General features: G+C 63.1%; 28 protein-coding genes. All 28 read right to left on the bottom strand.

What is annotated here, in order from left to right:
• Window positions 1-112 precede the first annotated feature (112 nt).
• The 28 genes from secY to rpoB all read right to left on the bottom strand — a co-directional run bounded on the left by secY (window position 113) and on the right by rpoB (window position 24461).
• Complete coding sequence (secY, locus tag N5E02_RS03600) at window positions 113-1480, bottom strand: preprotein translocase subunit SecY (RefSeq protein WP_005415420.1); 1368 nt, start codon at window positions 1478-1480, stop codon at window positions 113-115.
• 7 nt (window positions 1481-1487) lie between these two features.
• Window positions 1488-1931 (bottom strand): 50S ribosomal protein L15, encoded by a 444-nt coding sequence (gene rplO / locus N5E02_RS03605; RefSeq protein ID WP_004154498.1) that lies wholly within the window; start codon window positions 1929-1931, stop codon window positions 1488-1490.
• A gap of 6 nt (window positions 1932-1937) precedes the next feature.
• A complete protein-coding gene (rpmD, locus tag N5E02_RS03610) occupies window positions 1938-2129 on the bottom strand; it encodes a 50S ribosomal protein L30 (RefSeq protein ID WP_005408214.1) in 192 nt (63 codons plus the stop codon).
• On the bottom strand, window positions 2122-2664 hold the full coding sequence (gene rpsE, locus N5E02_RS03615) for a 30S ribosomal protein S5 (RefSeq protein ID WP_005415419.1): 543 nt from the start codon (window positions 2662-2664) through the stop codon (window positions 2122-2124). The genes rpmD and rpsE overlap by 8 nt, the downstream gene beginning before the upstream one ends.
• 161 nt (window positions 2665-2825) lie before the next feature.
• The gene (gene rplR, locus N5E02_RS03620; RefSeq protein WP_004154495.1) at window positions 2826-3179 is read right to left on the bottom strand and encodes a 50S ribosomal protein L18; all 354 of its coding nucleotides are present in this window, start codon (window positions 3177-3179) and stop codon (window positions 2826-2828) included.
• Window positions 3180-3211: 32 nt separating this feature from the next.
• Window positions 3212-3736, bottom strand: a complete 525-nt coding sequence (rplF, locus tag N5E02_RS03625; protein ID WP_005415418.1) for a 50S ribosomal protein L6 — start codon at window positions 3734-3736, stop codon at window positions 3212-3214.
• 18 nt (window positions 3737-3754) lie between these two features.
• Entirely contained in the window at window positions 3755-4153 is a 399-nt protein-coding gene (gene rpsH / locus N5E02_RS03630; protein ID WP_005415417.1) for a 30S ribosomal protein S8, read from the bottom strand.
• Between the two features lie 258 nt (window positions 4154-4411).
• Window positions 4412-4717, bottom strand: a complete 306-nt coding sequence (rpsN, locus tag N5E02_RS03635) for a 30S ribosomal protein S14 (protein WP_005408209.1) — start codon at window positions 4715-4717, stop codon at window positions 4412-4414.
• Window positions 4718-4735: 18 nt separating this feature from the next.
• The gene (gene rplE / locus N5E02_RS03640) at window positions 4736-5278 is read right to left on the bottom strand and encodes a 50S ribosomal protein L5 (protein ID WP_005415416.1); all 543 of its coding nucleotides are present in this window, start codon (window positions 5276-5278) and stop codon (window positions 4736-4738) included.
• An 11-nt stretch (window positions 5279-5289) separates the two neighbouring features.
• Window positions 5290-5607 (bottom strand): 50S ribosomal protein L24, encoded by a 318-nt coding sequence (rplX, locus tag N5E02_RS03645; protein WP_004154490.1) that lies wholly within the window; start codon window positions 5605-5607, stop codon window positions 5290-5292.
• 16 nt (window positions 5608-5623) lie between these two features.
• The gene (gene rplN / locus N5E02_RS03650) at window positions 5624-5992 is read right to left on the bottom strand and encodes a 50S ribosomal protein L14 (protein ID WP_010483978.1); all 369 of its coding nucleotides are present in this window, start codon (window positions 5990-5992) and stop codon (window positions 5624-5626) included.
• Between the two features lie 12 nt (window positions 5993-6004).
• On the bottom strand, window positions 6005-6274 hold the full coding sequence (gene rpsQ / locus N5E02_RS03655) for a 30S ribosomal protein S17 (RefSeq protein ID WP_004154489.1): 270 nt from the start codon (window positions 6272-6274) through the stop codon (window positions 6005-6007).
• Window positions 6275-6285: 11 nt separating this feature from the next.
• Window positions 6286-6471: a 50S ribosomal protein L29 gene (rpmC, locus tag N5E02_RS03660; protein ID WP_004154487.1), complete on the bottom strand. Its 186-nt coding sequence runs from the start codon at window positions 6469-6471 to the stop codon at window positions 6286-6288.
• Entirely contained in the window at window positions 6471-6884 is a 414-nt protein-coding gene (rplP, locus tag N5E02_RS03665) for a 50S ribosomal protein L16 (protein WP_004154486.1), read from the bottom strand. Before rplP ends, rpmC begins: the two co-directional genes overlap by 1 nt.
• A 5-nt stretch (window positions 6885-6889) precedes the next feature.
• Entirely contained in the window at window positions 6890-7624 is a 735-nt protein-coding gene (rpsC, locus tag N5E02_RS03670; protein ID WP_005415414.1) for a 30S ribosomal protein S3, read from the bottom strand.
• Window positions 7625-7642: 18 nt separating this feature from the next.
• Complete coding sequence (gene rplV / locus N5E02_RS03675; RefSeq protein ID WP_004145348.1) at window positions 7643-7978, bottom strand: 50S ribosomal protein L22; 336 nt, start codon at window positions 7976-7978, stop codon at window positions 7643-7645.
• 12 nt (window positions 7979-7990) lie between these two features.
• Window positions 7991-8260, bottom strand: a complete 270-nt coding sequence (gene rpsS / locus N5E02_RS03680) for a 30S ribosomal protein S19 (protein WP_005415413.1) — start codon at window positions 8258-8260, stop codon at window positions 7991-7993.
• Between the two features lie 6 nt (window positions 8261-8266).
• Window positions 8267-9094, bottom strand: coding sequence for a 50S ribosomal protein L2 (gene rplB, locus N5E02_RS03685; RefSeq protein ID WP_004145339.1), 828 nt, complete (start codon window positions 9092-9094; stop codon window positions 8267-8269).
• A 10-nt stretch (window positions 9095-9104) separates the two neighbouring features.
• The gene (gene rplW, locus N5E02_RS03690) at window positions 9105-9404 is read right to left on the bottom strand and encodes a 50S ribosomal protein L23 (RefSeq protein ID WP_004145338.1); all 300 of its coding nucleotides are present in this window, start codon (window positions 9402-9404) and stop codon (window positions 9105-9107) included.
• Entirely contained in the window at window positions 9401-10006 is a 606-nt protein-coding gene (gene rplD, locus N5E02_RS03695) for a 50S ribosomal protein L4 (protein ID WP_005415412.1), read from the bottom strand. Before rplD ends, rplW begins: the two co-directional genes overlap by 4 nt.
• 12 nt (window positions 10007-10018) lie before the next feature.
• Complete coding sequence (gene rplC, locus N5E02_RS03700) at window positions 10019-10669, bottom strand: 50S ribosomal protein L3 (RefSeq protein WP_004145336.1); 651 nt, start codon at window positions 10667-10669, stop codon at window positions 10019-10021.
• 11 nt (window positions 10670-10680) lie between these two features.
• Window positions 10681-10992 (bottom strand): 30S ribosomal protein S10, encoded by a 312-nt coding sequence (gene rpsJ / locus N5E02_RS03705; protein WP_005408208.1) that lies wholly within the window; start codon window positions 10990-10992, stop codon window positions 10681-10683.
• 332 nt (window positions 10993-11324) lie between these two features.
• Window positions 11325-12515 (bottom strand): elongation factor Tu, encoded by a 1191-nt coding sequence (tuf, locus tag N5E02_RS03710; protein WP_188247895.1) that lies wholly within the window; start codon window positions 12513-12515, stop codon window positions 11325-11327.
• A 52-nt stretch (window positions 12516-12567) separates the two neighbouring features.
• Window positions 12568-14709, bottom strand: a complete 2142-nt coding sequence (fusA, locus tag N5E02_RS03715; RefSeq protein WP_049414677.1) for an elongation factor G — start codon at window positions 14707-14709, stop codon at window positions 12568-12570.
• 141 nt (window positions 14710-14850) lie between these two features.
• Entirely contained in the window at window positions 14851-15324 is a 474-nt protein-coding gene (gene rpsG, locus N5E02_RS03720; RefSeq protein ID WP_004145321.1) for a 30S ribosomal protein S7, read from the bottom strand.
• Window positions 15325-15336: 12 nt separating this feature from the next.
• Window positions 15337-15711 carry a 30S ribosomal protein S12 gene (gene rpsL / locus N5E02_RS03725; RefSeq protein WP_004145320.1) on the bottom strand — a complete coding sequence of 125 codons (375 nt, stop codon included), beginning with the start codon at window positions 15709-15711 and terminating at the stop codon, window positions 15337-15339.
• Between the two features lie 284 nt (window positions 15712-15995).
• Window positions 15996-20219, bottom strand: coding sequence for a DNA-directed RNA polymerase subunit beta' (gene rpoC / locus N5E02_RS03730; protein ID WP_061480645.1), 4224 nt, complete (start codon window positions 20217-20219; stop codon window positions 15996-15998).
• Window positions 20220-20306: 87 nt separating this feature from the next.
• Window positions 20307-24461, bottom strand: coding sequence for a DNA-directed RNA polymerase subunit beta (gene rpoB / locus N5E02_RS03735; RefSeq protein ID WP_005415409.1), 4155 nt, complete (start codon window positions 24459-24461; stop codon window positions 20307-20309).
• Window positions 24462-24592 lie beyond the last annotated feature (131 nt).

Consider the following 24592-nt stretch of genomic DNA (forward strand, 5'->3'; position numbering starts at 1 on the left):
CTCATCACACCCCCACCCGGAACCGCTGCGGGGGCCGCCCTTCGTTTGTGTGGCCGGAGTCCGCGAAGCGGAGGGACCATCACGTCAGGAAGACGAAAGTATAACAGGCCTATCAGCCGCGGGCAAAACCGCCGCGGTTGCCGCCCTTCAGGTTGGCCTTCTTCAGCAGGCTCTCGTACTGATGGGACATCAGGTGTGCCTGCACCTGGGCGATGAAGTCCATCACCACCACCACCACGATCAGCAGCGACGTGCCACCGAAGTAGAACGAGGCATTCAGCTGCGTGCGCATCAGTTCCGGCAGCAGGCAGACGATCACCAGGTAAGCCGAGCCGGCCGCGGTCAGGCGGGTCAGCACGCCGTCGATGTAGTCGGCGGTGGCCTTGCCCGGACGGATGCCCGGAATCAAAGCGCCCGACTTCTTCAGGTTGTCGGCGGTTTCCTGCGAATTGAACACCAGCGCGGTATAGAAGAACGCGAAACCGGTGATCAGCGCAGCGAACACGATCATGTGCAGCGGCTCGCCCGGGCCCAGGGCATTGGCGACCTTCTGCAGGACCTGGCCGAAGCTGCTCTGGTTGGCAGCCTGGCCGGACCACATGGCCAGGGTGGCCGGGAAGGCCAGCAGGCTCGAGGCGAAGATCGCCGGGATGACGCCGGCCATGTTGAGCTTCAGCGGCAGGAACGAGGTCTGGTTCATGTACGCGTTGCGACCGCCCTGGCGGCGCGCGTAATTGACCGTGATCCGGCGCTGGCCACGCTCCACGAACACCACGAAGAAGGTGAAGGCGAGTACGACGATGGCGATCAGCAGGAGCTGGATGAACTGGATGTTGCCGTCGCGGTAGGCGTCGAAGGTGTGGATGACCGCACCCGGCAGACCGGCGACGATACCGGCGAAGATGATCAGCGACACGCCGTTGCCGATACCGCGTTCGGTGACCTGCTCACCGACCCACATCAGGAACATGGTGCCGGCAGTCAGTGCGACCACCGCGGTGAGCACGAAGCCCATGCCGGGGGCGTACACGACCGGAGCGCCCGACGGCGAAACCTGGCCCTGCAGGGCCAGCGCGATCGAACCGCCCTGCACCACTGCCAGCAGCACGGCGCCGATGCGCGAATACTGGGTGATCTTGCGGCGGCCGGACTCACCTTCCTTCTGCATCGCCTTCAGGGCGGGGAAGATGTGCACGGCCAGCTGCATCACGATCGATGCCGAGATGTACGGCATCACGTTCAGCGCAAAGATGCTGAAACGGTGCAGGGCGCCGCCCGAGAACATGTTGAACATGTCCACGATGCCGCCGCCCTGCTGTTGCATCATGGCAAGCATGGCATCGGGATTGACGCCCGGCACCGGCACGTAGCAGCCGATGCGATAGACGATCAAAGCCCCGACGACGAACAGCAAACGTTGGCGAAGTTCAGTGAACTTGCCCATTCCGCCCGCGAGGTTACCGATGCCAGCTTGCGCCATGATTTTCTTACTCCGTTACGCTGCCGCCGGCAGCTTCGATCGCAGCCTTGGCACCAGCCGTGGCAGCAATACCCTTCAGGGTGAACGCCTTGGTCACTTCGCCCTTGACGACGACCTTGGCCTTCTTGGCAGTGCTCGGGACCAGCTTGGCAGCACGCAGGGCGGCGAAGTCGATCTCACCGGCCGGCAGCTTGTCCAGCGCGTACAGCAGCACTTCAGCGGTGTCCTTGGCGATCGGCGAACGGAAGCCGATCTTCGGCAGACGACGCTGCATGGGGGTCTGGCCGCCTTCGAAGCCAGCCTTGATCTTGCCGCCACCCTTGCGGGCGAACGAACCCTTGTGGCCGCGGCCGGCAGTCTTGCCCAGGCCCGAGCCGATACCGCGGCCGACGCGGGTGCGCTCGGTGCGGGCGCCCGGTGCCGGGCTCAGTTCATTGAGACGCAGAGTCATGGTCGATTACTCCTCAACCTGGACGAGGTACTGAACCTTGTTGATCAGGCCGCGCACCTGCGGGCTGTCCTTCAGTTCACGCACATCGTTGAGCTTGTTCAGGCCCAGGGCACGCACCGACAGGCGGTGACGCGACTGGGTGCCACGCAGGCCACGCACCAGGCGGACCTTCACAGTCTTGTTGGACTCATTAGCCATGGTTGAGTTCCTCCACCTTCTTGCCACGCTTGGCCGCGATGCGGGCCGGCGACTGCGCAGCAGTCAGGCCCTTCACGGTGGCGCGCACCAGATTGATCGGGTTGCGCGAACCGGTGGCCTTGGCCAGCACGTTCTTCACGCCAACGGCTTCCAGCACGGCGCGCATCGCACCGCCGGCGATGACGCCAGTACCTTCCGAAGCCGGCTGCATGAACACGCGGGCTGCGCCGTGACCATCCTTGATGGTGTGCCACAGGGTGCCGTTGTTCAGGTCAACGCTGACCAGGTTCTTGCGGGCCTGTTCCATCGACTTCTGGATGGCGACCGGCACTTCGCGGGCCTTGCCATAACCGAAACCGACCTTGCCTTCGCCGTCGCCGACCACGGTCAGGGCGGTGAAGGTGAACTGGCGGCCACCCTTGACGGTCTTGCTGACGCGGTTGACCGCGACCAGCTTTTCGATCATGCCGTCGTCGATCTTCTCTTCGCGGTTACGGTCGCGATCGCGACCCCGCTGCTGACGCTCTTCTGCCATGTTGATTCCTTGGTTGTTTGGGTATGTACGGCTCGAGGCCGCTTATGGTTGTGGAGTGACGCGTTGTTCCGGTGGACCGCTGCAGAAGAGCGGCGCCGTCCAGCCTCACTCAGGCTGGCGAGCAGGCAGGCAGGAGGCCATCGGCCCCCTGCCCTTGTCCCTTAGAACTGCAGGCCGGCTTCGCGGGCGGCTTCTGCCAAGGCCTTGATGCGGCCGTGGTAGCGGTAGCCCGAACGATCGAAGGCAACCTTCTCGATGCCGGCGGCCTTGGCGCGCTCGGCAACGATGCGGCCGACCTTGGCAGCGGCATCGGCGTTCTTGCCGTTCTTCAGGCCTTCCTTGACGTCGGTCTGGGTGGTGTTGGCGGCAGCCAGCACCTTCGAACCGTCAGCGGTGAAGACCTGGGCGTACAGGTGCTGGCCGGTGCGCAGCACCGACAGGCGGGCGACGCCGAGCTCACGGATGTGGGCGCGGGTCGACTTGGCGCGACGCAGGCGGGCGATGTTCTTGTTCATGATGTTTTTTCCTTGAAAGCGGAAGCGCCTAATTAGGCCTTCTTGGCTTCCTTACGGATGATGACTTCGTCGGAGTACTTCACGCCCTTGCCCTTGTACGGCTCCGGCTTGCGGAACGCACGGATCTTGGCGGCGACTTCACCGACGACCTGCTTGTCAGCGCCCTGGACCAGGATCTCGGTCTGGGTCGGGGTGGAAATGGTGATGCCTTCCGGCGCCACGAACACGACCGGATGCGAGAAACCGAGCGACAGGCTCAGATCCTTGCCCTGCATGGCAGCACGGTAACCCACGCCGACCAGCTCCAGCTTGCGCTCGAAGCCTTCGGACACGCCCTTGACCATGTTGGCCAGGATCGCGCGCACGGTACCGGTCAGCGCGACCAGGTCGGCGCTCTCGGTGCTCAGGGTGGCAACGCCGCTGTCGACGTTGATGGCAATACCGGCCGGCTTGACCAGCGACAGGGTGCCCTTCGGGCCCTTGACGGTGACACTTTCCGACTGGACGTTCAGTTCGACCTTACCCAGGGTGACGGGCTTCTTGGCTACGCGGGACATAGTTCTACTCCTTTCGCCTTAGGCCACGAAGCACAGGACTTCGCCGCCGACGCCCAGCTGGCGCGCCTGCGCATCAGTCATGATGCCCTTGGAGGTGGAAATGATGGAGATGCCCAGGCCATTCATGACCTTCGGCAGCTCGCTCTTGCCGCGGTACTGGCGCAGGCCCGAACGCGAGAAGCGCTTCAGGGTCGCGATGACCGGCTTGCCTTCGAAATACTTCAGCACGATTTCCAGCTCGGCCTTGTTGTTTTCCAGCTGGGTCACGCGCAGGTCGGTGATGTAACCCTCGTCCTTCAGGACCTGGGCGATCGCAACCTTGATCTTGGACGACGGGGCTTTCACCGTCTGCTTGCCAACCGCAGCCGCATTCTTGATGCGGACCAGCAGGTCGGCGATGGGATCAGTCATGCTCATATGAGTACCTTTGAGTGCACCGATATCCGCTTTCGCGAAAATCTGTTGTCTCCTGGAAACGGGCCAGGTCCCTTGATGCAGCGGGCCGGGGCCCACTCCTACAACCCCGTTTGCGCAGGGCAAGACGCGGGAGTATACGCCAAAAGAGCCCGACTTGCGCCGGGCTCTTCGGGTTTTTTCGCAGAAAGGAAGCTGAACGCCTCCCTCCCCCGGTTCAGAAGCCCCCGAGGGGACTCCTGATCGCAGGGCCGGCTGGGATTACCAGCTGGCCTTGCGCAGGCCCGGGACGTCGCCACGCATGGTGGCTTCGCGCAGCTTGTTGCGGCCGAGGCCGAACTTGCTGTACACGCCACGCGGACGACCCGACAGCTCGCAACGGTTGCGCTGGCGGCTCGGCGACGAATCGCGCGGCAGCTTGGCCAGCTTGGTTGCGGCGTCGATTTTCTCTTCGTAGGTCGCGTCCACGGAGGACACGATCTTCTTCAGAGCCGCACGCTTCTCAGCGTACTTCTTGGCCAGCTTTTCCCGCTTGATGTCGCGGTTGACCATGGAGGTCTTTGCCATTTCGGTTTCCTCGACAGATCAGTTACGGAACGGGAACTTGAACGCTGCCAGCAGCGCCTTCGCTTCCGCGTCGGTCTTCGCAGTGGTGGTGATGGCGATATCCATACCGCGGATCGCGTCGACGGCGTCGAAGTCGATTTCCGGGAAGATGATCTGTTCCTTCACACCCATGTTGAAGTTGCCGCGGCCGTCGAAGGAACGACCGGAAACACCACGGAAGTCGCGCACGCGCGGCAGCGAGATGTTGATCAGGCGGTCCAGGAACTCGTACATCTTGTGGCGACGCAGCGTGGTCTTGCAGCCGATCGGCCAACCATCACGGATCTTGAACGACGCAACCGAGATACGCGACTTGGTGACAACCGGCTTCTGGCCGGAAATCTTGGTCATGTCCGCGACGGCGTTTTCCAGGATCTTCTTGTTGGTGGCAGCCTCGCCGACACCCATGTTCAGGGTGACCTTGACGAGCTTCGGTACTTCCATCGGATTGGTGTAGCCGAACTGCTTCATCAGCGCCGGCACCACTTCTTCCTTGTAGATCTTTTCGAGACGGGAAGTCATCTTCACATTCCTCAGGCGTCGAGCGCCTCACCGCTGGAGCGGAACACACGCAGTTTGCGTCCATCCTCCAGCACCTTGAAGCCAACGCGTTCGCCCTTGCCCGAAGCCGGGTTCAGCACGTTCACGTTGGAGATATGGATCGAAGCTTCGCGCTCGACCACGCCGCCGGCAACACCTGCCTGCGGGTTCGGCTTGGTGTGGCGCTTGACGATGTTCACGTTGGCGACGACCACGCGGTCGCCGTCGACGCGGACGACTTCGCCCTGCTTGCCCTTGTCCTTGCCAGCGTTGACGACAACCTGGTCGCCCTTCTTGATACGGTTAGCCATGATTATCTCCTGTCGCTCACAGCACTTCGGGAGCGAGCGAGACGATCTTCATGAACTTCTCCGAACGAAGTTCACGGGTCACCGGCCCGAAGATACGGGTACCGATCGGCTCCTGCTTGTTGTTCAGCAGGACGGCAGCGTTGCCGTCGAAGCGGATCAGCGAACCGTCGGCGCGACGCACACCCTTGCGGGTACGCACCACGACGGCGTCATACACTTCACCCTTCTTGACCTTGCCGCGCGGAATCGCATCCTTCACGGTGACCTTGATGATGTCGCCGATACCGGCGTAACGGCGCTTGGAACCACCCAGCACCTTGAAGCACATCACCTGCTTGGCACCCGAATTGTCCGCGACGTCAAGGTAGCTCTGCATCTGGATCATGATTCAGACTCCTTATTCAGCCGCACGCGTGATGACTTCCACCACGCGCCAGTTCTTGGTCTTGGACATCGGAGCAATCTCGGTCACGCGGACGACGTCGCCTTCCTTGCAGGCGTTGTCGGCATCGTGGGCGTGCAGCTTGGTCGAGCGCTTGATGTACTTGCCGTACAGCGCGTGCTTGACCTGACGCTCAACCAGGACGGTAACCGTCTTGTCCATCTTGTTGCTGACGACACGGCCTTCGACCGTGCGCAGCGTCTTCTTTTCAGTATTGTCGCTCATAGCGGCCATCCTTACTTCGTGCTGCCGAGCAGGGTCTTGACGCGAGCAATCTCGCGACGGACCCGGCGAATGTCGTGGGTCTTCGGCAGCTGGCCGGTGACCTGCTGCATACGGACAGAGAACTGTTCCTTACGCAGGTCGATCAGGTGGGCCTTGAGTTCGTCAGCCGACTTTTCACGGAGAGTTTTGATATCCATCAGCGCACCGTACGGGTCACGAAAGTGGTGGTGACCGAGAGCTTGGCGGCGGCCAGGCGGAACGCCTCGCGAGCCACTTCCTCGGAAACACCCTCGATTTCATAGATCATGCGGCCGGGCTGGATCTGGGCCACCCAGTATTCCACGTTACCCTTACCCGAACCCATTCGGACTTCGATGGGCTTCTTGGTGATGGGCTTGTCGGGGAACACGCGGATCCACATCTTGCCGCCGCGCTTGACGTAGCGGCTGATCGAGCGGCGGGCCGCTTCGATCTGGCGCGCGGTCAGCTGACCGTGTGCGGTTGCCTTCAGGCCGTATTCGCCGAAGCTGACAGCGTTGGCGCTCCAGCTCAGGCCATCGTTACGGCCCTTGTGTACCTTGCGGTACTTGGTTCGCTTGGGTTGCAACATTGTCGTTACCTCGCTTCACGGGCCGGGCGCTGACGGTCACCGCGGTCGCCGCGATCGTGACGATCGTTGCGCGACGGGGTGTCGTCCTGCTTTTCCTGGCCAACCTGGGAGAAATCGAAGACCTCGCCCTTGTAGATCCAGACCTTGATGCCGATGATGCCGTAGGTCGTCTTGGCTTCAGCGAAGCCATAGTCGATGTCGGCACGCAGGGTGTGCAGCGGCACGCGGCCCTCGCGGTACCACTCCGAACGGGCGATTTCTGCACCGTTGAGGCGGCCACCGACGTTGACCTTGATGCCCAGGGCACCCAGGCGCATCGCGTTGCCGACCGAGCGCTTCATTGCACGGCGGAACATGATGCGACGCTCCAGCTGCTGGGCGATCGACTCGGCAACGAGCTGCGCGTCCAGTTCCGGCTTGCGCACTTCGGTGACGTTGATGTGCGCCGGGACGCCCATCATCTCGCTCACTTCCTTGCGCAGCTTCTCGATGTCCTCACCGCGCTTGCCGATCACCACGCCCGGACGGGCGGTGTGGATCGTCACGCGAGCGGTCTTGGCCGGACGCTCGATCAGGATCTTGCTGATGCCGGCCTGAGCCAGCTTCTTGCGCAGCATGTCGCGCACTTTCAGGTCGGCTGCCAGGTAACCGGCGAACTCGGCCTTGTTGGCGTACCACTTGGAGTTCCAGTCCTTGGAAATGCCGAGGCGGATACCAATCGGATGAACTTTATGACCCATGGTCTTTTCCTTATCCGCTTACTTGGCGGCGCCCACAACCACAGTAATGTGGCTGGTGCGCTTGAGGATGCGGGTACCGCGGCCTTTCGCCCGCGCCATGAAACGCTTCAGGGTCGGACCTTCATCAACCATGATGGTCTGAACCTTCAGCTCGTCGACGTCGGCGCCCTGGTTGTTCTCGGCGTTGGCAATTGCCGACTCCACCACCTTCTTGATCAGGTGGGCAGCCTTCTTGTCCGAGAACTTCAGCAGGTTGACCGCACGTTCGGCCGGCAGACCGCGCACCTGGTCAGCGACCAGACGAGCCTTCTGCGGGGAGATGCGCGCAGTGCGCAGGATGGCTTTCGCTTCCATTGTCATCTCTCCTTACTTGCCCGACTTCTTGTCACCACCGTGACCCTTGAAGGTCCGGGTGATGGCAAATTCGCCGAGCTTGTGGCCGACCATGTTCTCGTTGACGAGAACCGGGATGTGGTTCTTGCCGTTATGCACGGCAATGGTGATGCCTACCATGTCAGGCAGGATCATCGAACGGCGCGACCAGGTCTTGATCGGCTTCTTGCTGCCCGCAGCGGCCTCCACCTTCTTGACGAGGTGGTGATCGACGAACGGGCCCTTCTTGAGTGAACGTGCCATGGTCGATTAGCCCCTACGATCGCGGACGATGAACTGCTGAGTGCGCTTGTTATGGCGCGTCTTGTAACCCTTGGTCGGGACACCCCACGGGGTGACCGGATGCGGGTTACCCTGGCCGGCCTTGGCCTCACCACCACCGTGCGGGTGGTCAACCGGGTTCATGGCAGCACCACGAACGGTCGGGCGGACGCCGCGCCAACGCTTGGCACCGGCCTTGCCCAGCTTTTCCAGGCTGTGCTCGTCGTTGCCGACTTCGCCGATGGTGGCGCAGCACTCGACCGGAACCTTGCGCATTTCACCCGAGCGCAGGCGCAGGGTGGCGTAGATGCCCTCACGAGCCACCAGCTGCACGGCCGCACCAGCGGCGCGAGCGATCTGAGCGCCCTTGCCCGGCTTCAGCTCGATGCAGTGGATGGTGGTACCGACCGGGATGTTGCGCAGCGGCAGGGTGTTGCCGGCCTTGATCGGGGCGTCCGAACCAGCGATCACCTGATCACCAGCCTTCAGGCCCTTCGGGGCGATGATGTAGCGACGCTCACCGTCGACGTAGCACAGCAGAGCGATGTGGGCGGTGCGGTTCGGATCGTATTCGATGCGTTCCACGCGCGCCGGGATGCCCAGCTTGTTGCGCTTGAAGTCGATGATGCGGTAGTGCTGCTTGGCACCACCACCGACGTGACGCACGGTGATGCGACCGTGGTGGTTACGACCACCCGAGCGGCTCTGCGACTCGACCAGCGCGGCGTGCGGAGCACCCTTGTGCAGGTCGGGGGTGACCACGCGCACGGCCGAACGGCGGCCGGGGGAGGTGGGCTTGAATTTCATCAATGGCATGGGATGTACCTCAGGCCTTGGCCGTTACATCGATCGACTGGCCGTCGGCCAGGCGAACGTACGCCTTGCGCCAATCGCCGCGGCGGCCAGCACGGTTACGGAAGGACTTGTTCTTGCCCTTGACGTTGACCACGTTGACGGCTTCGACCTTGACGTCGAACAGCTGCTCAACCGCGGCCTTTACATCGGCCTTGGTGGCTTCGTTCGAAACTTCGAAGACATACTGATTGGAGAGTTCCTGCAGGCGCGCGGTCTTTTCCGAGACACGCGGGGCACGCAGCACGCTGAAGATTTTTTCGTTGCTGTTCATGCCAGCCACTCCTCGACCTTCTTGACCGCGTCAGCGGTGATGACGACCGTGTCGGCACCCACCAGCGAGACCGGGTCCAGACCCTGCACATCACGCACCTGCACGTACGGCAGATTGCGGGCGGACAGGTACAGGTGCTCGGACGCTTCCTCGGTGACGATCAGCGGGCGCTTGCCCACTTCCAGGCCGGCCAGCTTGGCGATCAGACCCTTCGTGCTGGTGGCTTCGACGTCGAAGGCCTCCACGATGGTCAGACGGCCCTGACGGTTCAGCTCGGACAGGATCGCGCACATGGCGGCACGGTACTGCTTGCGATTGACCTTCTGCTCGAAGCTGCGCGGCTTGGCCGCGAAGGTGACACCGCCGCCGACGAAGATCGGAGCCGTCAGTGCGCCATGACGCGCGCCGCCGCCCTTCTGCTTCTTCGACTTCTTGGTGGTACCAGCCACTTCGGAGCGAGTCTTCTGTGCCTTGGTGCCGGCGCGACCGGCGTTGCGGTAAGCAACGACGACCTGGTGGACCAGATCTTCGCTGAAATCGCGACCGAACACGGCTTCGGAGACCGAGACCTTGTTGTTGCTACCCGTGATAACGAGTTCCATCGTCATCTCTCCTTATGCCTTGCTCGCCGGACGGACGATCACATCGCCACCCGCCGCGCCCGGAACGGCGCCGCGAACCGCGATCAGACCGCGCTCGACGTCGACCTTGACCACTTCCAGGTTCTGGGTGCTCTGCTGCACCGCGCCCATGTGGCCCGACATCTTCTTGCCCGGGAAAACGCGACCCGGGGTCTGGCGCTGACCCAGCGAACCCGGCGCGCGATGCGACAGCGAGTTACCGTGGGTTGCATCGCCCATACGGAAGTTGTGGCGCTTGATGGTGCCCTGGAAGCCCTTACCCTTGGTGACACCCTGGACGTCGACGATCTGGCCGACTTCGAAGATGTCCGCCTTGACTTCGCCGCCAACGGCGAAATCGCCGAGCTGCGCGTCTTCAACGCGGAATTCCCACAGGCCACGACCCGCTTCCACCTTCGCCTTGGCGAAGTGGCCGGCTTCCGGCTTGTTGACCAGGGCAGCGCGACGCGCGCCGACGGTCACCTGCACGGCGCTGTAGCCGTCGGTTTCGACGGTCTTGATCTGCGCGATGCGGTTCGGGGTTGCTTCGATCAGGGTCACCGGGATGGAGCGGCCATCTTCAGTGAACACGCGGCTCATGCCGGCCTTGCGGCCCACGAAGCCCAACGAATACTTCTTCGTCATGGTCGTAGTCCTCAGGTCAGCTTGATCTGAACGTCGACGCCGGCAGCCAGTTCGAGCTTCATCAGCGCGTCCACGGTCTTGTCATTCGGGTCAACGATATCGAGCACGCGCTTGTGCGTGCGGGTCTCGTACTGGTCACGCGCGTCCTTGTCGACGTGCGGGGAAACGAGAACGGTGTAACGCTCGATCTTGGTCGGCAGCGGGATCGGGCCACGCACTTGCGCGCCGGTCCGCTTTGCCGTTTCAACGATCTCGCTGGCCGAACGGTCGATCAGACGATGATCGAACGCTTTCAGCCGGATCCGGATCTTTTGGTCCGCCATGGCGGTAGGTTCCTTCGTTAAAAGAGCGACAGACAAAGCCTCTGGGTTGCTTTGTCCCATGAAATTCCTGAATACGGACGGCCCGCAGTCCTGCAGGCCGCCAAGGTCAATCCATGGACCTCAAAAACGTAGGCAGACCAGTTACCCGGCCTGCCCAGACGTAGAAGCATAATGGCACGCAAGGCAGCTGTCAACAGTCGCCTGTTGACGCCGCCTGAATGGCATTGACCCTTCCTGGTCCGGGGAACACAAGGCACATCCTGTGCCTGCTTTCCCATTTGATACGCCCCGATGCCCTACCCAGGCAACATCGGGGCGCTGATACTACCAGATTACTCGATGATCTTCGAGACCACGCCGGCGCCGACGGTACGGCCGCCTTCGCGGATGGCGAAGCGCAGACCTTCGTCCATGGCCACCGGATTGATCAGGGTGACTTCCATCTTGACGTTGTCACCCGGCATCACCATTTCGACGCCTTCCGGCAGCTTGGCGGCGCCGGTGATGTCGGTGGTGCGGAAGTAGAACTGCGGACGGTAGCCGTTGAAGAACGGGGTGTGGCGACCGCCCTCATCCTTCGACAGGACGTACACTTCGCCTTCGAACTTGGTGTGCGGCTTGATCGTGCCCGGCTTGGCCAGCACCTGGCCACGCTCGACGTCGTCACGCTTGGTGCCGCGCAGCAGCAGGCCAGCGTTGTCGCCTGCCTGACCCTGGTCCAGCAGCTTGCGGAACATTTCAACGCCGGTCACGGTGGTCTTCTGCACCGGACGGATGCCGACGATTTCGATTTCGTCGCCAACCTTGATCACGCCGCGCTCGATACGACCGGTCACCACGGTGCCGCGGCCCGAGATCGAGAACACGTCTTCCACCGGCATCAGGAACGGCTTGTCGATCGCACGCTCCGGCTCCGGAATCCAGCTGTCCAGCGCGTCGACCAGCTTCAGGATGGCCGGCACGCCGATCTCGCTCTGGTCGCCTTCCAGCGCCAGACGGGCCGAACCGGCGATGATCGGGGTGTCGTCGCCCGGGAACTCGTACTTGCTCAGCAGCTCGCGCACTTCCATCTCGACCAGCTCGAGCAGCTCGGCGTCGTCCACCATGTCGGCCTTGTTCAGGAACACGACGATGTACGGCACGCCGACCTGGCGCGACAGCAGGATGTGCTCACGGGTCTGCGGCATCGGGCCGTCAGCGGCCGAGCACACCAGGATCGCGCCGTCCATCTGGGCGGCACCGGTGATCATGTTCTTGACGTAGTCAGCGTGGCCCGGGCAGTCAACGTGGGCGTAGTGACGGGTCGGGGATTCGTATTCGACGTGCGCGGTCGAGATCGTGATGCCACGCGCCTTTTCTTCCGGCGCGGCGTCGATCGAGGAGTAGTCCTTGAACTCGCCACCGAAGCGCTCGGCACCGATCTTGGTCAGTGCGGCGGTCAGCGTGGTCTTGCCGTGGTCGACGTGACCGATGGTGCCGACGTTGACGTGCGGCTTGGTGCGTTCGAACTTACCCTTTGCCATTGTTCTATACCTTGATTGTTCGTAAGTGGTTTCAAGAGAGGCTGAGCGAGGCTCAGCCCTTCTTCATGACGGCTTCGGCGATGTTGGTCGGAGCCGGCTCGTAGTGATCGAATTCCATGGTGAAAGTGGCGCGGCCCTGGGTCTGCGAACGCAGTGCAGTGGCGTAGCCGAACATTTCACCCAGCGGGATCATCGCGTTGATGATGCTGGCCGAACCGTCACCGGTGGTGTCGGAGCCCTGCAGCACGCCGCGACGACGGCTGACGTCGCCCATCACGTCACCCTGGTAATCCTCCGGGGTCACGATCTCGACCTTCATGATCGGCTCCAGCAGCACCGGCTTGGCCTTGGCGAAGCCCTGCTTGAAGGCCATCGACGAAGCCAGCTTGAACGCCATTTCCGAGGAGTCGACGTCGTGGTACGAACCGAACACCAGCTTCACCTTGACGTCCACGACCGGGAAGCCAGCCAGCGGGCCGCTGGTGATGGTTTCGCGCAGGCCCTTCTCGACCGACGGGATGAATTCCTTCGGGATCACGCCGCCGGTGATGTCGTTGATGAACAGGAAGTCGTCCTTGATCATCGGAGCGATCTTCGGATCGGCACGGTCGGCAGCAGTGATCGGCGACAGTTCGATCACGACGTGACCGTACTGACCCTTACCACCGGACTGCTTGGCGTGCTTGTAGTCCGACTTGACGTCAGCCAGGGTGATGGTTTCGCGGTAGGCCACCTGCGGCGCACCGACGTTGGCTTCAACGTTGAACTCGCGCTTCAGGCGGTCAACGATGATGTCCAGGTGCAGCTCGCCCATGCCCGAGATGATGGTCTGGCCGGATTCTTCGTCGGTCTTGACGCGGAACGACGGATCTTCCTGCGCCAGGCGGCCCAGGGCCAGGCCCATCTTTTCCTGGTCCGACTTGGTCTTCGGCTCGACGGCCATCGAGATCACCGGCTCCGGGAACGTCATGCGCTCCAGGATGATCGGGGCGTCCACGGCGCACAGGGTGTCACCGGTGGTGGTGTCCTTCAGACCCACGGCAGCGGCGATGTCACCAGCCAGAACTTCCTTGATTTCCTCGCGGTTGTTCGAGTGCATCTGCAGGATGCGGCCGATGCGCTCCTTCTTGCCCTTCACCGAGTTCAGCACGGTGTCGCCACCGTTCAGGGTGCCCGAGTAGACACGGAAGAAGGTCAGCGCGCCGACGAACGGGTCGGTGATGATCTTGAAGGCCAGCGACGAGAACGGAGCCTTGTCGTCCGACTTGCGGGTCATTTCGACGGTGTCGTCGTCAACGTCCACGCCCTTCACGTCCGGCACGTCGACCGGCGACGGCAGCAGCTGGATCACGCCGTCCAGCATGGCCTGCACGCCCTTGTTCTTGAAGGCCGAGCCGCAGTACATCGGCACGATTTCGGTGGCCAGGGTGCGGGTACGCAGCGCGTTGATGATTTCAGCCTCGGCCAGCTCTTCGCCGCCCAGGTACTTTTCCATCAGCTCTTCGCTGGCTTCGGCAGCGGTCTCGACCATGAACTGGCGAGCTTCTTCCGCCGGCCCCTGCAGTTCGGCCGGGATGTCGCTGTATTCGAACTTCATGCCCTGCGAAGCTTCATCCCAGTGGATGGCCTTCATCTTCAGCAGGTCGACGACGCCCTTGAAGTTGTCTTCAGCGCCGATCGGCAGCTGCATCGGCACGGCAACCGCACCCAGCTTGGCCTTCAGCTGGCCGACGACCTTCTGGAAGTTGGCACCGGTGCGGTCCATCTTGTTGACGAACGCGATGCGCGGCACGTGGTACTTGTTGGCCTGGCGCCACACGGTTTCCGACTGCGGCTGCACGCCACCGACGGCGCACAGGACGAAGACGGCACCGTCGAGCACGCGCAGCGAACGCTCCACTTCGATGGTGAAGTCGACGTGCCCGGGGGTGTCGATGATGTTGAAGCGGTGCTCCGGCAGGGACTTGTCCATGCCCTTCCAGAACGCGGTGGTGGCAGCGGACTGGATCGTGATGCCACGCTCCTGCTCCTGCTCCATCCAGTCCATGGTGGCGGCGCCGTCGTGCACTTCACCGATCTTGTGGCTCTTGCCGGTGTAGAACAGGATGCGCTCGGACGTGGTGGTCTTGCCGGCATCGATGTGAGCCATGATGCCGAAGTTACGGTAACGCTCGATGGGAGTGGAACGGGCCACGGGAGCCTCTCAGATTTCTTGGATTTCGGATGGCCGAACGCCGCCTTTCGGCGGCCTTCGGATTGGCGCAGTCCTTCTGGGACCGCGAGGCAGCACGCACCGAAGTGGTGCTGCCCTGCCTGTTTTACAAGGCCGTCAAACTCACCAGCGGTAGTGGGCGAATGCCTTGTTGGCTTCGGCCATGCGGTGGGTTTCTTCGCGCTTCTTGATGGCGCCGCCGCGGTTTTCCGAGGCGTCGATCAGTTCAGCAGCCAGCTTCTTCGGCATGGTGTTCTCACCACGCTTGCGCGCGGAGTCGATCAACCAGCGCATGGCCAGGGCCATCTTGCGCGACGAACGCACTTCGACCGGCACCTGGTAGGTGGCACCACCGACGCGGCGCGACTTGACTTCGACCGCCGGAGCGACGTTGTCCAGAGCCTTCTGCACCAGTTCAATGGCGTTGGCGCTGCTGTTCTTCTCGGTGATCACGTCCATGGCGCCGTACACGATCTTTTCGGCGACGGACTTCTTGCCGCTCTGCATGACCATGTTGATGAAACGGGCGATGGTTTCGCTTCCGTGCTTCGGATCGGGCAGGACGGAACGCTGCGGAGTATTACCCTTACGCGACATAGTGCTCTCTCCTTATGCCTTCGGACGCTTGGCGCCGTACTTGGAACGGGCCTGGCGACGCTTGGCAACGCCGGCGGCGTCGAGCGAGCCACGAACGGTGTGGTAACGCACACCCGGCAGGTCCTTGACGCGACCGCCGCGGATCAGGACCACGGAGTGCTCCTGCAGGTTGTGGCCTTCACCACCGATGTAGGAAATCACTTCTTCCTGGTTGGTCAGGCGGACCTTGGCAACCTTGCGCAGAGCCGAGTTCGGCTTCTTCGGAGTGGTGGTGTAGACACGGGTGCAGACGCCACGGCGCTGCGGGCACTTGTCGAGCGCCGGCGAGGCACTCTTGTAGGTGGTCGCTTGCCGCGGCTTGCGGACCAGCTGGTTGATCGTCGCCATCAGTAGGTTCTTCTGATTGGTGGCCGGAAAATCCGGCCAGAGATGCGGAAATGTTAAAGCAGGCCGAAATTTTGGCCTGCTGAGACAGACGATTGTAGCAACCTGCAAGGAAAGCAGTCAAACGCCTCCTGTCAAGCCCGTCCCTGATCCCGGGACGTTACTGGGGGGCCTCCATGTACCCCGTTCAGGTTGGCTGGGTCGATCGCGGACGATCTCCCCTGCCCTTTCCCAATCCCATCGATGGACCGACGGGGTGGTCCGGCCTTGCGGCCGGACCGGATACCTCATTCTTCGCCCGAGGCCTGTTCAGCTTCGGCTTCAACCACCGGGGACTCGACCGCAGCCGGGGTGCCGGCCAGGGTCTGCATTTCCGAGTCGGTGAGACCGGAAGCGCCGCGACGGCGGCTGCTGTGGTAGGACAGGCCGGTACCGGCCGGAATCAGGCGGCCGACGATGACGTTTTCCTTCAGGCCACGCAGGTTGTCCTTGGTACCGCGGACGGCAGCCTCGGTCAGCACTCGGGTGGTCTCCTGGAAGGAGGCCGCCGAGATGAACGATTCGGTCGCCAGCGAGGCCTTGGTGATACCCAGCAGAACCGGATCGAAGCGCGCCGGCAGTTCGTTGCGGGTCGACAGGCGCGCATTCTCCTCGATAACGCGCTGGCGCTCCACCTGTTCGCCGTTCAGGAACTTGCTGCTGCCCTGGTCGGTGATCTCGACCTTGCGCAGCATCTGGCGGGTGATCACCTCGATGTGCTTGTCGTTGATCTTCACGCCCTGCAGGCGGTACACGTCCTGGATTTCCTTGACCAGGTAGGCAGCCAGCGGCTCGACACCCAGCAGGCGCAGGATGTCCTGCGGGCTCGGCTCGCCGTCCACGATGGTTTCACCCTTGGTGACATGCTCGCCTTCGAACACGATGACCTGGCGGTACTTCGGGATCAGCTCTTCGTGCTCCGAACCATCAGTGTCCTTGATGATCAGGCGCTGCTTGCCCTTGGTGTCCTTGCCGAAGCTGATGATGCCCGAACGCTCGGCCAGCACCGCCGGATCCTTCGGCTTGCGCGCTTCGAACAGGTCGGCCACGCGCGGCAGACCACCGGTGATGTCGCGGGTCTTCGACGCTTCCTGCGGGATCTTGGCGACGACGTCGCCCACGCCCACCGGGGCGCCGTCCTGCAGGTTGACGATCGAACGCGGCGGCAGCAGGTACTGCGCCGGCAGGTCGGTGCCCGGGATCGACAGGTCGTTGCCCTTGGCGTCGACGATGCGCACGATCGGGCGCAGGTCCTTGGCCTGGGTACCACGACGCTTCGGATCGGTGATTTCGCGCGAGGCCAGGCCGGTCAGCTCGTCGGTCTTCTCGATGACGGTGACGCCGTCGACGAAGTCGATGAAGCGGATGAAGCCGGCCACTTCCGACACGATCGGGTGGTTATGCGGATCCCAGTTGGCCACGGTCTGGCCAGCCTTGATCGCATCACCGTCCTTGGACGTGATGGTCGCACCGTACGGCAGCTTGTAACGCTCACGCTCACGGCCGTGCGCATCGAGCACCGAGATTTCGCCCGAGCGCGACACCGCCACCAGCGAGCCGTTGGCGTGCTCCACGGACTTGAGGTTGCTGAACTTGACCGAGCCGGTGGTCTTGACGGTGATGTTGTCGACCGCAGCAGCTCGCGACGCCGCACCACCGATGTGGAACGTACGCATGGTCAGCTGGGTACCCGGCTCACCGATGGACTGGGCGGCGATGACGCCGACCGCTTCACCGATGTTGACCAGGTGGCCACGCGCCAGGTCGCGGCCGTAGCAGCGCGAGCAGACACCGAAGGCCGATTCACAGGAGATGGTCGAGCGGACCTTGATGGTCTGCACGCCGGCATCTTCCAGCTTGGCAACCCAGGCTTCGTCCAGCAGGGTGTTGCGGGTGACGATCGGATCTTCGTCGTTGCCCGGCAGGAACACGTCCTCGGCAACCACGCGGCCCAGCACGCGATCCTTCAGCGGCTCGACCACGTCGCCGCCTTCCACGATCGGGGTCATGATCAGGCCTTCGGTGGTACCGCAATCCACTTCGGTGATCACCACGTCCTGCGCCACGTCGACCAGGCGACGGGTCAGGTAACCCGAGTTCGCGGTCTTCAGCGCGGTATCGGCCAGACCCTTACGGGCACCGTGGGTGGAGTTGAAGTACTCCTGCACGTTCAGGCCTTCGCGGAAGTTCGCCTTGATGGGCGTCTCGATGATCGAGCCGTCCGGGCGGGCCATCAGGCCACGCATGCCGGCCAGCTGACGGATCTGCGCCTGCGAACCACGCGCACCGGAGTCGGCCATGATGTACAGCGAGTTCATCGACTTCTGGTCGATGGTCTCGCCCTTGGCATTGACGACCTTCTCGGTACCGATGGTGTCCATCATCGCCTTGGCGATGCGCTCGTTGGTGCGCGACCAGATGTCGACCACCTTGTTGTAGCGCTCGCCGGCGGTGACCAGGCCCGACTGGTACTGCTCCTGGATTTCCAGCACTTCGGCTTCGGCCTCGGTGAGGATGCCCTTCTTCTCGTCCGGGATCAGCATGTCGTCGATGCCGATCGAGACGCCGGCGCGGGTCGCATAGGCGAAGCCGGTGTACATCAGCTTGTCGGCGAACACGACCGTGTCCTTCAGGCCGAGCTGGCGGTAGCTGGAGTTGATCAGGCGGCTGATGTTCTTCTTGGTCAGCTCGACATTGGCCAGCGCGAACGGCAGGCCTTCCGGCAGGATTTCAGCCAGCAGGGCGCGACCGATCGTGGTGTCCACGATCGAGGTCTTGTTCTGCTTGTTGCCGTCTTCGTCGGTCACCACCTCGGTGATGCGGACCTTGACCTTGGCGTGCAGTTCCACCACGCGGTTGTCGTAGGCGCGCTTGACTTCGGCGATGTTGGCGAAGGCCATGCCCTCGCCCTTCTTGTTCTCCAGCGAGCGGGTCATGTAGTACAGACCCAGCACGACGTCCTGCGACGGCACGATGATCGGCTCGCCGTTGGCCGGCGACAGGATGTTGTTGGTCGACATCATCAGCGCACGCGCTTCCAGCTGGGCTTCCAGCGAGAGCGGCACGTGGACGGCCATCTGGTCACCGTCGAAGTCGGCGTTGAACGCGGTGCAGACCAGCGGGTGCAGCTGGATGGCCTTGCCCTCGATCAGTACCGGCTCGAACGCCTGGATGCCCAGGCGGTGCAGGGTCGGCGCACGGTTCAGCATCACCGGATGCTCGCGGATGACCTCTTCCAGGATGTCCCAGACTTCGGCTTCTTCGCGCTCGACCAGCTTCTTGGCAGCCTTGATGGTGGTGGCCAGGCCACGACGCTGCAGCTTGGCGAAGACGAACGGCTTGAACAGCTCAAGCGCCATCTTCTTCGGCAGGCCGCACTGGTGCAGGCGCAGGTACGGGCCGACCACGATGACCGAACGGCCCGAGTAGTCGACGCGCTTGCCGAGCAGGTTCTGGCGGAAGCGGCCCTGCTTGCCCTTGATCATGTCGGCCAGCGACTTCAGCGGGCGCTTGTTGGTGCCGGTGATGGCACGACCGCGGCGGCCGTTGTCCAGCAGTGCATCGACCGATTCCTGCAGCATGCGCTTTTCATTGCGCACGATGATGTCCGGCGCGCTCAGTTCGAGCAGGCGGCGCAGGCGGTTGTTGCGGTTGATGACGCGGCGGTACAGGTCGTTCAGGTCGGAGGTCGCGAAGCGGCCGCCATCCAGCGGGACCAGCGGACGCAGGTCCGGCGGCAGCACCGGCAGCACGGTCATGACCATCCATTCCGGACGGTTGCCCGATTCCAGGAAGGCTTCGATCAGCTTGATGCGCTTGGTGAGGCGCTTGAGCTTGGTTTCCGAACCGGTAGCGGCGATTTCCTCGCGCAGGCGGGTCATCTCGGACTGCAGGTCGATCGTGCGCAGCAGTTCGTAGACGGCCTCGGCGCCCATGGCGGCGTCGAAGTCGTCACCGTGTTCCTGGCGCGCCTGCAGGTACTGTTCCTCGGTCAGCAGCTGGCGGCGCTCCAGGGCGGTCAGGCCCGGCTCGGTCACCACGTACGCTTCGAAGTACAGCACGCGCTCGATGTCGCGCAGGGTCATGTCCAGCATCAGGCCGATGCGCGACGGCAGCGACTTGAGGAACCAGATGTGCGCGACCGGCGAGGCCAGGTCGATGTGGCCCATGCGCTCGCGGCGCACCTTGGCCAGGGTCACTTCGGTACCGCACTTTTCGCAGACCACGCCGCGGTGCTTCATGCGCTTGTACTTGCCGCACAGGCACTCGTAGTCCTTCACCGGGCCGAAGATGGCGGCGCAGAACAGGCCGTCGCGTTCCGGCTTGAAGGTACGGTAGTTGATGGTTTCCGGCTTCTTCACTTCGCCGAAGGACCACGAACGGATCAGGTCCGGCGAGGCCAGCGCGATCTTGATCGCGTCGAAGTCCAGCGTCTGGCGCTGCTGGTTGAAGAGGTTGAGCAGGTCTTTCATGGTGTTCTCCAGAAGGAGGAATGCTGTGTCGATGGGCTTTCAGTTCACTGCCAGCGGCGCGGCGGCGGACCGCCGCGCCGGCATGGATCAGTTGTCTTCCAGTTCCATGTTGATGGCCAGCGAGCGGATTTCCTTCACGAGCACGTTGAAGGATTCCGGCATGCCGGCGACCATCTCGTGCTCGCCGTCGACGATGTTCTTGTACATCTGGTTGCGGCCCTGCACGTCATCGGACTTCACCGTCAGCATTTCCTGCAGGGTGTAGGCCGCGCCGTAGGCTTCCAGCGCCCAGACTTCCATTTCACCGAAGCGCTGGCCGCCGAACTGCGCCTTGCCGCCCAGCGGCTGCTGGGTGACGAGCGAGTACGGACCGGTCGAACGGGCGTGCATCTTGTCGTCGACCAGGTGGTTCAGCTTCAGGTAGTGCATGTAACCGACGGTGGTATGGCGGTCGAAGGCTTCACCGGTGCGGCCGTCGTACAGCTGGGTCTGGCCACTGCTCGGCAGGTCGGCCAGTTCCAGCATGCGCTTGATTTCCGCTTCGGTGGCGCCGTCGAACACCGGGGTGGCCATCGGCACGCCGTCGGTCAGGTTGCGGGCCAGGCGCAGCAGCTCCTCGTCGCTGAACTGCGACAGGTCGACACGGTTGGCCACGTTGGTGTCGTCGTGGTTGTAGATGTCGTCCAGGAACTTGCGCAGGTCGGCGACCGCCGCCTGGGCTTCCAGCATCGCCTGGATCTTGCGACCCAGACCCTTGGCGGCCCAGCCCAGGTGCACTTCCAGGATCTGGCCGATGTTCATACGCGACGGCACGCCCAGCGGGTTCAGCACGATGTCCACGGTCTCGCCCGAGGCCATGTACGGCATGTCCTCGACCGGCACCACGTTGGACACCACACCCTTGTTGCCGTGGCGGCCTGCCATCTTGTCACCCGGCTGGATGCGGCGCTTCACCGCCAGGAACACCTTGACCATCTTCAGCACGCCTGGGGCGAGGTCGTCGCCCGCGGTGATCTTGCCGCGCTTGTCGGCGAAGCGACGCTCGAATTCCTTCTCGTGCGCCTGGATCTGCTTCTGGGCGCGCTCGATGGCTTCCGAGGCGTCCTCGTCCTTCATGCGCAGGGCGAACCAGTCAGACTTCTTCAGGCCGTCGAGGAAGGCGTCGGTGATCACGTCACCCTTCTTCAGGCCAGCACCACCATTGACCACCTTGCCCACGATCTGCGAACGCAGACGCATGTAGATGGCCGCTTCCAGGATGCGGAACTGGTCATCGAAGTCCTTCTTGACGCGCTTGATTTCGGACTCTTCGATCTGGCGCGCGCGCTTGTCCTTCTCGATGCCGTCGCGGGTGAAGACCTGCACGTCGATGACGGTGCCGTCCATGCCCGGCGGAACGCGCAGCGAGCTGTCCTTAACGTCCGAAGCCTTCTCGCCGAAGATCGCGCGCAGCAGCTTCTCTTCCGGGGTCAGCTGGCTTTCGCCCTTCGGGGTGACCTTGCCGACCAGGATGTCGCCAGCGCGCACTTCTGCACCGATGTACACCACGCCGCTCTCGTCCAGGCGGTTCAGCGCCTGCTCGGAGACGTTCGGGATGTCGGCGGAGATTTCCTCCGGCCCCAGCTTGGTGTCACGCGCGACGCAGGTCAGCTCTTCGATGTGGATCGTGGTGTAGCGATCCTCTTCCACCACGCGCTCGGAGAGCAGGATGGAGTCTTCGAAGTTGTAGCCGTTCCACGGCATGAACGCGATCAGCATGTTCTGGCCCAGGGCCAGCTCGCCGATGTCGGTGGACGGACCGTCGGCCAGCACGTCGCCGCGGGCGATGACGTCACCCACCTGGACCAGCGGACGCTGGTTGATGCAGGTGTTCTGGTTCGACCGGGTGTACTTGACCAGGTTGTAGATGTCCACGCCGGCGTCGGTGGCGCCAACGATCTCTTCCTCGTTGACCTTGACCACGATGCGGGCCGCGTCGATCTGCACGATCTCACCACCACGACGGGCGTTCACGGTCACACCCGAGTCACGCGCCACGGCGCGCTCGATGCCGGTGCCGACCAGCGGCTTCTGCGAACGCAGGGTCGGCACGGCCTGACGCTGCATGTTGGCGCCCATCAGTGCGCGGTTCGCGTCATCGTGCTCCAGGAACGGAACCAGCGCGGCCGCGATAGAGACGGTCTGCATCGGCGAAACGTCCATGAAGTGGACTTCCGCCGGCGGCTTCAGCAGCGATTCGCCCTGGAAGCGGCACGGAACGAACTGCTCGGTCAGGGTGCCCTTGGCGTCGGTCAGCGCGTTGGCCTGCGCAATGACGTACTCGTTCTCTTCAATGGCCGACAGGAACTCGACTTCGTCATAGACCTTGCCGTCCACGACCTTGCGGTACGGGGTCTCGAGGAAACCGTACTTGTTGGTGCGGGCGTACACGGCCAGCGAGTTGATCAGGCCGATGTTCGGGCCTTCCGGGGTTTCGATGGTGCAGACGCGGCCGTAATGGGTCGGGTGCACGTCGCGCACTTCGAAGCCGGCGCGCTCACGGGTCAGGCCGCCCGGGCCCAGGGCCGAGACGCGACGCTTGTGGGTCACTTCCGACAGCGGGTTGTTCTGGTCCATGAACTGCGACAGCTGCGAGGAGCCGAAGAACTCCTTGATGGCAGCGGCGACCGGCTTGGCGTTGATCAGTTCCTGCGGGGTCAGGCCTTCCGACTCGGCCATCGACAGGCGCTCCTTGACCGCACGCTCGACGCGGACCAGGCCGACGCGGAACACGTTCTCGGCCATTTCGCCGACCGAACGCACGCGACGGTTGCCCAGGTGATCGATGTCGTCGACCACGCCGCGACCGTTGCGGATCTCGGTCAGGACCTTGATCACGTCCAGGATGTCGGAGCTTTCGCCGTGGGCAGCGACCAGGCGCTTGGACTCTTCGTCGTTGCGCTCGCCGAAGTACTTGCTGTCGTACAGCACGGCTTCGCCAGTGGTTTCCTTGCGGCCCACGCGACGGTTGAACTTCATGCGGCCGACCGCGGACAGGTCGTAGCGCTCGAAGGTGAAGAACAGGTTGTGGAACAGGTTCTGCGCGGCATCCTTGGTCGGCGGCTCGCCCGGACGCATCATGCGGTAGATCTCGACCAGGGCTTCCAGCTGGGTCTTGGTCGGGTCGATACGCAGGGTGTTGGACAGGTACGGGCCACGATCCAGGTCGTTCACCCACAGGGTGCCCACGGCATCCACACCGGCCTTGCGGAAGGCCTGCAGCTGCTCGTCCGTGATCTCGTCGTTGGCCTGGGCCAGCAGTTCGCCGGTCGAGGCATCGACCACGTCGTGCGACAGGATGCGGCCGACGATGTAGTCGTCCGGCACGGCCAGGGCGGCAATGCCCGAGGCTTCCAGCTGCTTGATGTGACGCGCGGTGATGCGCTTGCCGGCTTCCACGATGACCTTGTCGCCGTCGGCGAGGTCGAAGCCCAGGGTCTCGCCACGCAGGCGCTCCGGCACCAGCTCCAGCTGGACGCCTTCATCCGGGTTGATGTGGAAGGTGTTGATCTCGAAGAACTCGGCCAGCATCTCTTCGTTGCTGTAGCCGAGCGCGCGCAGCAGGATCGACACCGGCAGCTTGCGGCGGCGGTCGATACGGGTGAACAGCGCGTCCTTCGGGTCGAACTCGAAGTCCAGCCAGGAGCCGCGGTAGGGAATGATGCGGGCGCTGTACAGCAGCTTGCCCGAGCTGTGGGTCTTGCCACGGTCGTGGTCGAAGAACACGCCCGGCGAGCGGTGCAGCTGGGAGACGATGACGCGCTCGGTGCCGTTGACGATGAAGGTGCCGTTCTCGGTCATCAGCGGGATTTCGCCCAGATAGACCTCCTGCTCCTTCACGTACTTGATGGCCTTGGTCGACGACTCACGGTCGTAGATCACCAGGCGCACGGTCACGCGCAGCGGGGCGCCGTAGCTCATGCCGCGCTGGCGGCACTCACGCTCGTCGAAGACCGGTTCGCCCAGCTTGTAGCCGACGTATTCCAGGGCAGCGTTGCCGCTGTAGCTGGCGATCGGGAAGACCGACTTCAGCGCAGCGTGCAGGCCGTGGTCCGTGCGCTTGGCCGGATCGACGTTCTCCTGCAGGAATTCACGATAGGAATCCACCTGGATGGCGAGCAGGAACGGCACTTCGAGAATCGAGCGCTGCTTGCCGAAATCCTTGCGGATACGCTTTTTTTCGGTGAACGAATAGGACGTCATGAGGTCTTCCACCTTGTTGTGCGGATCGTGCGCCCACGATCCGAAGGGAACTTGAAATTGTCAGTTGGAAGTCGCTGGTATTGCCGGCACCAGCACGCCTTCTCCCGCTACTTCCAACTGCCAACTCGTCT

The sequence above is a fragment of the Stenotrophomonas sp. GD03777 genome (genome assembly GCF_029842485.1).
GTDB lineage: Bacteria > Pseudomonadota > Gammaproteobacteria > Xanthomonadales > Xanthomonadaceae > Stenotrophomonas > Stenotrophomonas sepilia.